The organism is Winogradskyella sp. R77965, from assembly GCF_044594915.1.
GTDB lineage: Bacteria > Bacteroidota > Bacteroidia > Flavobacteriales > Flavobacteriaceae > Winogradskyella.
This window is the reverse complement of sequence record NZ_CP138990.1, coordinates 2,382,168-2,395,274: the sequence shown is the minus strand read 5'-3', so window position 1 is coordinate 2,395,274 and position 13,107 is coordinate 2,382,168. Positions and strand designations below refer to the sequence as shown.

The window sequence follows — 13,107 nt, the reverse complement described above, 5'->3', positions numbered from 1 at the left end:
ATATGCAAAACCCAATTACATTTTATAACGCACGGCTAGAATTAAATAAGGCGAAGTCAAAACGTATATTTAAGCAACTAAGTATTTACAGTTTGCTTAGACTTTCTGTTTTTGTACTTACAGGAATCGGCACCTATTTCACTTATCAGAATTGGCAAATTGCTGTTGCTATTGGAGTAGTTGGAGTTGGTATTTTTCTTTTTCTACTTTCAAGATATACAGATTTAAAGTCAAAAAGAAATTTACACAAACGATTGATTACAATTAATGAAGACGAATTAAAAATAGCAAAAGGGAATTTTCATAGTCGGCCGGATGGCTCTGAGTTTCAAAATCCAAAACATTTTTTCAGTCTCGATATCGATTTATTCGGGAAAGGGTCTTTCTTTCAATTTATCAATAGAACAGCAATTAAAGAAGGTGCTCAGAAACTCTCTGAAAATTTACTTTCAAATGATATTTTGAACATTGAAGAACGTCAAAAAGCCATACAAGAATTAGCAGATTTACCAGAATGGAGGCAAATCTATTCGGCAATTGCTCAGGGAGTTGAAATAGAACATTCCGCAGCCTCAATCATTACATGGTTAAAAGGCTACAAACCTTTTTTAGGAAAAACGCAGTATGGGTTAACCATTGCTTTTAGTATAGCCTCTATAGTATTTATTGTATTAGGAATTGCTGAAATAATTCCGATTTCAATTGCTGGTTATTGGTTACTATTAGGGTTAGGAATTACAGGTCGCTATTTAAAGAAAATCAATATACTGGCGCAACACACAGAGCGAGCAAAAGACACTTTTAGACAATATGCATTGTTGCTAAATGCTATTGAAACTACTGAATTTAATTCTGAGTTATTAAAGTCGAAACAAAAATTGATTCAGTCTGAAGATTTGAAAGCTTCTGCGATTTTTTCAAGATTTTCAAAATCCTTAGATGCTTTAGACAATAGGAATAATCTTATTTCTGCCATTTTTGGAAATGGTTATTTTTTAATAGACATAAGAAATAGTTACAGGATAGAGCAATGGGTTACAAAATATGCAAATAAAGTTGATGATTGGTTTGAGGTCGTCACCTTCTTTGATGCCTTTAACAGCTTTGGTAATTACGCCTTTAATCATCAAAGTTTTACTTACCCTATTTTAACTGACGAACCTGTTACCATCTCTGCAGAAGACTTAGGGCACCCTTTATTAAATCCTGAAAAACGAGTAGATAGTGATTTAGAGTTAAGTGAAGAACAATTCTTTATCGTTACAGGAGCAAACATGGCAGGTAAGAGTACCTTTTTAAGAACCGTTGCGCTTCATATTGTTATGGCTAATGTTGGATTGCCAGTTTGTGCTAAACAAAGTAAATACAAGCCTATTAAGTTAATTACCAGCATGCGAACTACAGATTCATTAACTGATGATAGTTCGTATTTCTTTAGTGAATTAACACGATTAAAATTTGTAGTAGATACCATTGAAAAGGATACCAATTACTTTGTGATACTTGATGAAATTCTGAAAGGTACGAATAGCACAGACAAAGCCATTGGTTCTAGAAAGTTTGTAGAAAAATTAGTAAAACAAAATGCCACAGGAATTATCGCGACTCACGATTTAAGCCTTACAGAAATAGAAAGCGAACTAGAAGCTGTAAAGAACTATTTTTTTGATGCTGAAATCATAAATGATGAGCTTCATTTTGATTACAAACTAAAACAAGGAGTTTGCCAGAATATGAATGCTAGTTTTCTATTGAAGAAGATGGAAATTGTGTAGTTAAGATGTCATTCGGAGCAAAGCGAAGAATCTTATCTACAAAGGAATTATAATCAAAGAGAAAGATTCTTCGCTTTGCTCAGAATGACAAAAACAAAAAACCCTCTCTATTTCTAGAAAGGGTTTAAATTTTGAAAAGAAATAAAATTCCCTAAGCCTCAAAAGGCTCAATAGAAACGTAAGACTTGTTGTCTTTTTTCTTAGTAAATTTTACTAAACCATCAACTTTAGCGTGTAAAGTATGGTCTTTTCCTTGGTAAACGTTTTCACCTGGGTGATGCGTGTTACCTCGTTGTCTTATGATAATGTTTCCAGCAATAGCAGCTTGTCCACCAAATATCTTAACGCCAAGACGTTTCGATTCTGATTCTCTACCATTCTTCGAACTACCAACTCCTTTTTTATGAGCCATGATCTATAAGTTTTATATTGTTATACTTAAGTGATTTAGCGATTATGCTTTACCACCATCTAATTCGTCTTGCCATTTTTTAAGCTCGTCCCACTTACCATCTGCAGCTAATTTAGCTTGCTTTGGCCAAGTATCAGTAACATGGTTACCACGAACACCTGCTATGATTTCAGAAATTTTAGCTGGCTTAGTTTTAGCTAATTCAGCAAAAGTAGCAACACCTGCTTCTACTAGAGTAGAGGCAATCTTTGGTCCTATACCTTCAATTTTCTTTAAGTCATTTGCTTTACCTGTTGCTTTTTTAGCAGCTGGTTTAGCTTTAGGCGCAGCCTTTTTTGGAGCTGCTTTTTCAGCTTTTGGAGCAGCAGCTTTCGCTTCTACTTTTGGTTCGGCTTTTTTAGTTTCCTTTTTCGGAGCAGCTTTCTTAGCTCCAGAAGCAACAATACTTTCAATCACAATTTCAGTTAAAGATTGTCTGTGTCCATTTTTAACACGGTAACCTTTACGTCTTTTCTTTTTGAAAACTATTACTTTATCACCTTTTAGGTGCTTTAAGACTTTTGCACTTACTTGTGCTCCGTCTATAGCTGGGGCGCCTAAAGTAGTTTTGTTACCATCTCCTATTAAAAGAACATTATCGAAAGAAACTTTCTTACCTTCTTCAGTAGATAAACGGTTAACAAAAACTTTTTGGTCTTTTTCAACTTTAAATTGATGCCCTGCTATCTCTACAATTGCGTACATAGCGTAACGTTTTTATTAATTTGTTTATTAAATAAATCACTTTCTTCTCAGAAAGCGGATGCAAATATACTCCTAAATTCGTAATTTACAAACGTTTCGGGCGTTTTCGACTGCTTTTTAAGCGACTTTTTGAAGGTGTTGAAATAGTGCCTTTAAATTCAAGGTGTTTTTAATAGAGTTTTCACATTTTATTATGTTAATAAGCCGAATCATTCCTTATTTTTGTGAGGCTTCATGTAACAAAAAGCATTTAGTACACACTAACACAAAAACAATTTAAATTTTAAACACACTTAATAATGAAAAAAAGTTTATTTACTCTGGCACTTTCCTTGCTTGTTGGATTTCATTCCAATGCGCAGAAAGTAGAATTTGAGGAGTACGATTTAGACAATGGGATGCATGTTATTTTGCACCAAGACAATACAGCACCTGTAGTTACAGTTTCAGTAATGTATCATGTAGGTGCTAAAGATGAAGATCCAGAACGTACAGGTTTTGCTCACTTTTTTGAGCATTTATTATTTGAAGGTACAGAGAATATTGAGCGCGGAGAGTGGTTCAATATCGTAACTGCTAATGGAGGAAGCAATAACGCAAATACAACGGATGACAGAACCTATTACTACGAAGTGTTTCCTTCTAACGCTGTGGAAACTGGGTTGTGGATGGAATCAGAGCGTTTACTGCATCCAATTATCAACCAAATAGGTGTTGACACGCAAAACGAAGTTGTAAAAGAAGAGAAAAGATTACGTGTAGATAATCAGCCTTATGGAAATATTTTGGCTGAGGTAAAGAAGCGTATGTTTAAAGTACACCCTTATAAAGGAACAACGATTGGCGAAATGGAACATTTAGATGCAGCAACTTTAGAAGAGTTTCAGGCATTTAATAAAAAGTATTATGTACCTAACAATGCTGTTTTAGTTGTTGCAGGCGATATTGATAAAGCTGCAGTTAAGAAAATGGTACAAGATTATTTTGGGCCAATTCCTAGAGGCGAAGATGTCACTAGAGATTTACCAAGAGAGCAGCCAATAACAGAGTCCATGAGAGATAAAGCTTATGATGGTAATATTCAAATTCCAGCCGTGATAGCTGCTTACAGAACACCTTCTTTTAAAGATAGAGATGCCTATGCTTTAGACATGATTTCTAGCTACTTAAGTGGTGGAAAAAGTTCAATCTTATACAAAAAGTTAGTAGATGAGCAAAAACAGGCCTTAGCTGTACAAGCGGTGAACATTAGTCAAGAAGATTACGGTATTTATGCCTTGTTCGCTCTGCCTTTAGGTGATGTTTCATTAGATACATTGATTACGGAAATGGATGAAGAAGTTGCTAAAATGCAAACAGAATTAATTTCTGAACGCGATTACCAGAAACTACAGAACCAGTTTGAAAATCAGTTTGTAAATTCTAATTCGAGTGTAGCTGGTATTGCAAATTCATTAGCACGTTATTATATGTTATACGGTGATGTGAATTTAATAAACAACGAAATTGATATCTACCGTTCTATCACAAGAGAAGAATTGAGAGATGTTGCCAAAAAGTATTTGAATTCTAACCAGCGTTTAATACTTGAGTATTTACCTAAAAAAGATGATCAATAAGATGAAAAATTTTAATATGAAAACTAAAATATCTGCATTCGTTGTATTGTTTTTAATGGCAATGGGTGTAAATGCACAAATAGACAGATCAAAACAACCTGAACTAGGACCAGCTCCTAAAATCACTTTAGAAGTACCAGGTGAATTCGATTTAAAGAATGGTATACAGGTACTAGTGGTAGAAAACCATAAATTACCTAGAGTATCTTACTCATTAAGAATAGACAACAAGCCGATTACTGAAGGTAAAAAAGCAGGTGTTTCTAGTATTTTGGCAGCAATGCTGGGGAATGGAACCACAAACATTCCTAAAGATGAATTTAATGATGAAATTGATTTCCTTGGTGCTAACCTAAATTTTGGAGCTCAAGGTGGTTTCGCTAGTTCATTGTCTAAATACTCTGATAGAATTATAGAATTAATGGCAGATGCAGCGATTAATCCATTATTAACAGAAGAGGAGTTTGAAAAGGAAAAAGAAAAACTTTTAGAGAACTTAAAATCTCAAGAAAAAAGTGTTGATGCTGTTGCAGGACGAGTAGGAGGAGCTTTATCTTATGGTGTAAATCATCCTAGAGGTGAATTTACCACCGAAGAGACTGTGAATAATATTCAATTTGGTGATGTATTAGCGTTTTATGAGAAATATTTTAATCCAAACAACGCATATATAGTTGTTGTAGGTGATGTTGAAATAGGTGATGTAAAGAAGCAACTAAAAAAGCACTTTGGTAAATGGGAAAAATCAGCAGGAGTAGAAATTGCACTTCCAGAACCAAAAACTAACGCGCAGTACACACAAATTAATTTTGTGGATATGCCTAATGCTGTTCAATCTAACATTTCATTGACTAATAATGTTAACTTAAAAATGAAAGATGAAGATTACCATTCTGTATTAATTGCCAATAAAATATTAGGAGGTGGATTTGGTAGTTATTTGAATATGAATCTTCGTGAAGAACATGGTTATACTTATGGAGCGCGTTCTAGTGTTGGTACAAGTAGATGGAATGCTTCGCGTTTTACTGCGGGTGCAGCGGTGAGAAATGCTGTTACTGATAGTGCTGTTGTTGAGACGCTAAAGGAAATTAACCGTATTAAAACTGAACCTGTGGAAGCAGAAAAATTAGCAAATGCTAAAGCAAAGTATGTTGGTGATTTTGTATTGGCTTTAGAGCGTCCACAAACAATTGCAAATTATGCTTTAAATATAAAGTTGAATGACTTACCAAAAGATTTCTACACGACATATTTAGAAAAGATTAATGCGGTAAGTAAAGATGATGTAACACGTGTTGCAAACAAATATTTTAAAACTGAAAACGCGCGTATTGTTGTTGTAGGTAAAGGAAGCGAAGTATTAGAAAATCTTGAAAAAACAGGAATTCCTATCAAATATTTTGACCCTTATGCTAACGCCACTGATAAACCGGTATTTTCTAAACCCTTACCAGAAGGATTAACAGCAGAGAAAGTAATTAAAAATTATGTAACTGCCGTTGGTGGAGAAGAAAACCTTAGAAAGATCAATACGACGCTTACTAATGCAGAGGTTACAATCCAAGGTGCACCTTTTAAGCCAAAGGCAATTTTGAAGCAAATGTCACCAAATAAGTTTTCAATGGAAATGGTCGCTGAAGGAATGGGTACATTATTCAAGCAAAATTTTGATGGAGAAAAAGGATACCAAGAACAACAAGGACGAAAAGTTCCTATGGACGAAAAAGATGTATCTTCTAGAAAAGCTGAAAAAGGATTATTTTCTGAGTTGTTTATGGAAGCTTCTAGTATTGAGTTAGAAAGCATGACTACTATTGATGGTACAGATGTTTATAAAATTAAGTTAACTAAAGATGAAAAGGAAACTTATAGATATTATGATGTAGAAACAGGTTACTTAGTAAGAACGGAAGCTACAACTGAAGCTGGAGGTCAAACTGTAACTACAGTTACTGATTATTCTAATTATAAAGAAGTTGATGGTGTAATGATGCCTTATACAATGAAAATTGTTAATGGACCGCAAGTCATAACTTTAGAAACTACAGATGTTAAAGTTAATGAAGGTGTTACTGCTGAAGATTTTAACTAAGCATTAGCTATATTATAAAAACTAAAACCGAAGTGAAAGCTTCGGTTTTTTTATGTTTTTCTTTTGTTAGATAAGTAGACACCTACTAATATGAGTAGTGCAGCCAATCCTTGAATAAGACTAAATGTCTCACCATCTACAATTCCCCAAATTAAAGCCACAATAGGCATAATATATGTCACTGAAGAGGCAAAAACAGGTGTAGAAATTTGAACCAGCTTAAAGAAAATTACTTTTGCCATTGCGGTACCTAGAACAGATAGTATGGTTATATATATTAATGAACTTAGTAAATACGGATTATTAAAGCGTTCTGAAGTAAAAAAGTCTGTAAATAATAAAATAATTATAGCTGGTATTACAATAAAGACATAATTTCCTGCAGCAATTGCTAAGGGCTTCACATCTTGTAAATAACGTTTTATAATATTTACATTGGCCGCATACATTAATGTCGAAGCTATTACAAAACCTGCATATAAGTAATTTTGATTAGGATTTAATTCAGCTCCTTTTAAAATTAAAATAGCAGTGCCAATAAAGCCAATAATGACACCTAAAACCTGCCGCTTAGTTGATGCAATTCTAAACACTGCAAAACCCAATAAAATGGTGTTTAAGGGTACTAAAGAATTCAATATAGAAGCTACGGCACTATCAATTTCAGTTTCTGCAATGGCAAAAAAGAACGCTGGAATAAAAGACCCAAGTAGTGCGGAAATTAACAACCATTTCCATTTAGATTTAGGGATATTTTTGAGTGTCTTATATCCTGCAACTAATAGAATTAACCCTGTAATTATAGTCCTCAGAGCACCAAGTTGGTATGGATTTAAACCTAAGAGTGATTTCTTAATTAAAATAAATGAACTTCCCCAAATGATAGAAAGTATTACAAGATAAATCCATTTTATATTCGGGTTTTTCATACAAAAGCTCTGTAAACAAATCACAAAATTCGTTAATTCTTTCGCAAGAAACGTCAATATTTATTAGATTTATCCAAAATATAATAGATTTAATATATGAAGACATTAAAAAACATTTTTATAGTTTCAGTTTTATCCCTTATTATTTCATCTTGTAAGAACGAAACACAACCAGAAGTTAAAACAGTAGATGTAGAAGTTTCTAAAAAAGATGTTGCTCAAAATTTAGATCCTAATGCTACTTATGCAAAAGTAGAGTTTGGTATTGATGGAATGACCTGTGCTATGGGTTGTGCTAAAACCATTGAAAAGAAAATGGCGAAAATGGAAGGTGTTAAATCTGCAAAAGTAGATTTTGATAAGCGTTTAGCCATGGTTGAGTACGATGAAGCCAAAGTAACTCCAAAATCGTTAGAAGAAACAGTGACTAAAGTAGCTGATATCTACAAAGTAAAAGATATGCAAAAGGTTGATAGCTTTGAATCCGAAAAGAAAGCTTGTAAAGCAGACTGTGATAAAGCATGTTGTGCAAATAAAACTGAAGCAGAAAAGGCCGCTTGTAAAGAAGATTGCAAAAAAGCATGTTGCAGTGGTGAGAAAAAAGCTGAGTAAGCTGAGAAATAAAATATAAATTAAAACGCTATCTGATAAGGATGGCGTTTTTTTATTGTACTTGCAGTAAAATAAATGCAATAGCTAAGCAGCCAAAAGGTAAAAACCACAATAAATATATTGAAGTGCGTATATTTTTTGATTTTGCATTGAGAATATTTCTTTTCTTCCCGTTATAGCGCATCCAATTTTTAAATATTACGAATAGGGTGATCAAGGCAAACAATATCCAAAATTTAGTTGGCGACATTACAAGCATTTTCATTTGACTTGCAAATGCCATAAAAAAGGCAGCCAAAGCTAATATGATAGATAACTCTAGAAAGTTGATGTATAATAATGCAATGGTTAAACTTCGCTTTCCTAAAGTTTTTTTGTAATTGTTAAAAATGGAAATATAAAAAGTGTCTAACATAGGTTGTTTATTGAAAAATAAAAAGCCGCATCTTTAAAACAAAGATGCGGCTTTTTTAGTTATTTTATAATTTCTTAGTTACCAGTAACTTCAATATTATCTACATGGTATCTTGTTGTTGCGCTTGGGTCTGAACCTTCGTAAAAGAAACCAAAATGTACATTTCCGTCAATACAAGAGATATTGATTGGGCCAACAGATTCAAAAGTACCGAATCCACCACTAGGCCCTGCAGGTATTGTAGCATCTAGTAGCTGCCATGTCGCTGTTGTTGGATCACCTGTAAAATCAGAAGACACATACACTGTTAATATAGTTCCGCTGTCAAAGTTAGCTTGAACATCAAAAGATAATTCTTCACCATCTGTTGTATCCATATTTATTTCTGGAGTTACCAACCAAACATTGATTTCATCATCACCACTATTAAATCCTGAGATTTGTGCATAAGTTGAACCACTGAAACTACCAGTAACCCATTGCGTATTGCCTCCGCTTATATTAACATTGGTCCAACCTTCAGCAGCATATCCTGCAAAGCTTTCAAAATTCTCCGAGAAAAATACTGAGCCTCCACCAGATGTGGTTGTACATTCGAAGAAATCTGGATCGCAACGCTCTTCATTATCAAAATTGATGTCTTCAGGAGAATTGATAACTATAGTATAAAAATCATCAAAGAAATCTCTGGTGAGGACACCAGAAATAGATCCTCTATTTGCCGGAAGTGTTAAACTTTTAAAATCAGAAAATGTACTTGTGCTCATAATAACAGATGCACCAGTGGCACAACTTTCAACGCTACGTTCACCATCAAATTCATCTGTATCTTCAGCAGCAAAAGTCAAAGGATTTTCTCCTAAAACATCATTTCGATTAAACTGCATATCGTTTAATCGAATAAATTGACTTTCTAAATCATTTGTAAAATCAGCTATGGTAACATCTAAAGGTATAATAGTAGCAACCTCTGGGTCTAAAATAATATGCTCAGCTCTTTTTGCACCTGAGATTTTTTCTATACTATTTCCTGCAGCAGTACCTAATTGTAGTACACCATTGTCGTCGGCGATTGTTAAACCATCTAATTTGATAAATACTTTTCTCCCAAATTCATAAAGTGTAAATAAAGGATTAACATCTACTTGAATTACAACACCTGCTGTAGGGTTTTCAGCTTTATCCTGAATTACTAATTCTTCAAAAAAGTTTCCGCCTTCATCACTAGAAATTACATAACCAGATGTGTAAACATCATAATTGTCAAAATCTTCGAACGTATAAGGTTCTCCATTCTGATTGAAATTACCTAGTACGGCATCAATATCAATTATAATATCATCTTCGCCAAATTCAACTTCATTTACTGAGAGGTTTGGTAAGTTGTATTCATCATCTTCTACACATGCGGTAAACACTAATAAACCAATTAGTAAAAGCGCTAGTTTATTTAATTTATTTGTTTTCATTTTTTTGTCTTTATAAAGTTAAAGATTTTATTTTTTTAGAATCTTACGTATACGTTTAAATAATATGTTGTGCCATTTCCGTAGAAATAACGATTGCCAAATACTGGACCATTTTCATTGGTTTGTTCAGTTAATTGACTTCTGTAATCTACTCTACGAGCCTGCTCAAAACCACCTGTTCTATATTGTTGATTGAATACATTATTTATTGTTGCGAAGAACCCAATAAAGTAATCATCTACCCTCCAAGATTTTCCTCCAATTATATTTACAAGCATGTAATCATCAAATTGCTCTTGTCTTAATAAATCTCTTGCAATGGCTTCATCGTAATCACTAAATCCATAACCCGAGATGTTTCCACCTTCTCTGTATCTATCTTCAGTAATTAGGTCAAGGTTGGTATTAAAACGCCCTGATCGCTTTAGATTGTTTACATCTACATACGCATTAGAGAAGAAGTTACTTGTAACACCAACATTCCAATAGTCAGGGTCTCTATATTCAAATCCTATTTGATAAGCTCGTTCGGGACCACCAGCGACATGATAATTTTCAAGATACGTTTTACCATCACCGTAAGTTAAGTCCTCTTCAAAATCATCACCAGATAAATACATATTTGGATTGTTTGTGAATATATATTGTCCCACCGAAGCAGCTCCTTTCAATTTAATTGTTGGTGTAACTTGTGCTTCTATACCAAATTCTCCACCAATATGTCTTCTATTCACATTAGTCAATACTTCTTGGGTAAACGCACCAGAACTTCCTTCGGTATAATAAAATCCAATATCTGTTCCATCTTCAAATGTTGAATAAAAACCTGTAAGACGTGCTTTTACAATTGGTGATCTAAATATATAACTAGCGTCTACAGATGTAATGACTTCACTATTTAAATCATTGATAAGCTCGTTGTTTTGTCTTGCGTTTTCGAATGTATTTCTAATACTTGGTGCTTTCGTCATATAAACTGCATTAAAATCGATAAGGTGTTTTCCGGTAATTTTATATGTAGCACCAGCTTTAATACCTACATTAGAGAAGTCTACTTTCTCACTTTTTCCGAAAGAGTTATCTTCAAAATACCCATTTTGATATAGACCGTTTCTCTGGTAACTAGTCTGAGACATATTGGCAGCGGCATAAAAATCTACTTTGCTGTATTTAAACTGCGCTTGTGCAAATGCACTAACTACATTTGCATCTATTTCGTAATTGTATTTGTAGCGTTCACCTTCTCCGGCAATACGATTAGGGTTTCTAATATCTGATTGTGCTAGGTTACTAATGTTTTGACTTGGATCTATTTCTTCCGCAAAGAAATCGACATCTAAATAACCATTAGCTCCAAATAAATCCTTAATCAGTGCGTAATTTTCACTCTTTAGATTTCTAAAATTTAATCCACCATTTAGTTTTATATTATCGGCAAGTTCTGCATCTAATAATATGTTTGCGCTTAGTTGCTTATCATCTATTCTGTCTTCTTGTAAAGCATATATAGCATTGTGCCCTCTTGCAGTAGAGTTAATATTTGCTCTATAAATGTTTTCCCAATTAAATTGACCGTTATTGATAAATTCTTGCTCAGCTAAATAAGCTAGTTGGTAATCTGATGCTTCTGGTGCACCTCCGACATTTAAAAAGTAACTTGGTAAATTCTGGTAGTATGTAGGATCTGTGTTACGTGCACCACCAATATAAGTATCTTCTCCATTAAATGTAACACGTCGTGTACCACCATTGTCTATACGTGTATTTCCTATCTTTCCAAATTGATAAGCAATATTAGTGTTTAATTTTACTTTAGAGGATACGTCCCAATAATGGTTTAACATTAAAATAGGCTCATTAATTTCTCGCATTCTTGAATTGCGTTGTTCGCCATTTAAATCTCCCCAAAATGGATTATACTCTCTTCCCTTTAAGTTAAAAACTTCTTCGGTTATTGCGGTAGAACGACCACGTCTATTACTGGCATATATACCTGTAAAGTTTAAACTGTGTTTATCATTAAGCTGTTTTTCAACGGCAATAAAGAATGAATTAGCATCGTAAAGCGTTCCGTCAATAAAACCCTGTTCACCATAGCGTCGAGAGCCTAAAACAGAATACGACCAACCACCCTTTAACAATCCAGAACTATAACTGGCCATTATTCTTCCGGTATAACTTCGATTGGCAGAAGCATAAGAAGCACGTCCACCTTTTCTATATTTTGAGGCGCGCATCACAATATTATTGGTACCTGCTAAATCACCAAAATTATAATCGTTGGCAGATATACCCATTGAGAATTCTTGGTTACGTTGTACATCATTTAAGCCTCCCCAATTTCCCCATTGTGGTCTTCCATTAAATTGCTTGTTCATTTCTATGCCATTAATAAGCACTTTACCGTTGGCATTGTCTAAACCTCTAGGTCTAAAAAATGTAGCGCTAAAATCAAATGCTGCAGCACTAAGGAATACATCTCTAGAGGCTTGTAATAGTCCAGAAATATTATCCGTTAAGCCGTCATCTTCACTATTTAAATTTGCATCCGATATAGAAATCACAAATAAGTCTTTTTTATCACTACTATCAAAATCTAAAGTCATACCACTGATATCAACAGTTTGACCTTCGTTTACGACAATGGGATAACGTTTTGTAACATAACCTACTTTTTCAATCTTTAAAACTTGTTCCCCAAGCGGTACGTTTACCGTAAAACTGAATTCTCCTCTGGCATCGGTTTTAGTTGTTTGTAAGGTTTCTTCAATAGTAATTGTTACATCAGGAATTGGTTCTCCTGTAGTTCCGTCCAAAACACTTCCTTTAACGATGGTTTGCTGCGCAAAACTTGTTAGTGAAAAGGCAATTGTGAACAGAAAGAGTAAAAAACTTTTTTTCATGCCTAATATGATATTGATTTAATTTAAGATTCCCTTAACATTTACATTTAAGGGCATTCAAATGTACATTATTTATAAGAAATACATACTTTTGGCAAGCAATTTGCTTTGAACATAACAATGCGATAAGATAT

9 protein-coding genes are annotated in these 13,107 nt (G+C 33.8%); 4 read left to right on the top strand and 5 right to left on the bottom strand.

The window, feature by feature from the left end:
• Window positions 1-2: 2 nt before the first annotated feature.
• The gene (locus SJY34_RS10640; protein WP_400075478.1) at window positions 3-1,775 is read left to right on the top strand and encodes a MutS-related protein; all 1,773 of its coding nucleotides are present in this window, start codon (window positions 3-5) and stop codon (window positions 1,773-1,775) included.
• A 151-nt stretch (window positions 1,776-1,926) separates the two neighbouring features.
• Here SJY34_RS10640 and rpmA read toward each other — a convergent pair whose 3' ends face one another.
• The gene (gene rpmA / locus SJY34_RS10635; RefSeq protein ID WP_013869859.1) at window positions 1,927-2,187 is read right to left on the bottom strand and encodes a 50S ribosomal protein L27; all 261 of its coding nucleotides are present in this window, start codon (window positions 2,185-2,187) and stop codon (window positions 1,927-1,929) included.
• Between the two features lie 42 nt (window positions 2,188-2,229).
• A complete protein-coding gene (gene rplU / locus SJY34_RS10630) occupies window positions 2,230-2,931 on the bottom strand; it encodes a 50S ribosomal protein L21 (RefSeq protein WP_400075476.1) in 702 nt (233 codons plus the stop codon).
• Between the two features lie 299 nt (window positions 2,932-3,230).
• Between rplU and SJY34_RS10625 the strand changes: the two genes are divergently transcribed.
• Complete coding sequence (locus SJY34_RS10625) at window positions 3,231-4,550, top strand: M16 family metallopeptidase (RefSeq protein ID WP_400075474.1); 1,320 nt, start codon at window positions 3,231-3,233, stop codon at window positions 4,548-4,550.
• A gap of 16 nt (window positions 4,551-4,566) precedes the next feature.
• Complete coding sequence (locus tag SJY34_RS10620; RefSeq protein WP_400075472.1) at window positions 4,567-6,645, top strand: insulinase family protein; 2,079 nt, start codon at window positions 4,567-4,569, stop codon at window positions 6,643-6,645.
• Window positions 6,646-6,695: 50 nt separating this feature from the next.
• On the opposite strand, the gene SJY34_RS10615 is transcribed toward SJY34_RS10620, so the two are convergent.
• Window positions 6,696-7,574 carry a DMT family transporter gene (locus tag SJY34_RS10615; RefSeq protein ID WP_400075471.1) on the bottom strand — a complete coding sequence of 293 codons (879 nt, stop codon included), beginning with the start codon at window positions 7,572-7,574 and terminating at the stop codon, window positions 6,696-6,698.
• A 96-nt stretch (window positions 7,575-7,670) separates the two neighbouring features.
• On the opposite strand from SJY34_RS10615, the gene SJY34_RS10610 reads away from it, so the two are divergent.
• Complete coding sequence (locus SJY34_RS10610) at window positions 7,671-8,186, top strand: cation transporter (protein ID WP_400075469.1); 516 nt, start codon at window positions 7,671-7,673, stop codon at window positions 8,184-8,186.
• Window positions 8,187-8,675: 489 nt separating this feature from the next.
• Here the strand turns inward: SJY34_RS10610 and SJY34_RS10605 are convergent, their stop codons facing one another.
• Window positions 8,676-10,070, bottom strand: coding sequence for a DUF5689 domain-containing protein (locus tag SJY34_RS10605; RefSeq protein ID WP_400075467.1), 1,395 nt, complete (start codon window positions 10,068-10,070; stop codon window positions 8,676-8,678).
• A 35-nt stretch (window positions 10,071-10,105) separates the two neighbouring features.
• Window positions 10,106-12,973, bottom strand: a complete 2,868-nt coding sequence (locus SJY34_RS10600; protein ID WP_400075465.1) for a carboxypeptidase regulatory-like domain-containing protein — start codon at window positions 12,971-12,973, stop codon at window positions 10,106-10,108.
• Window positions 12,974-13,107 lie beyond the last annotated feature (134 nt).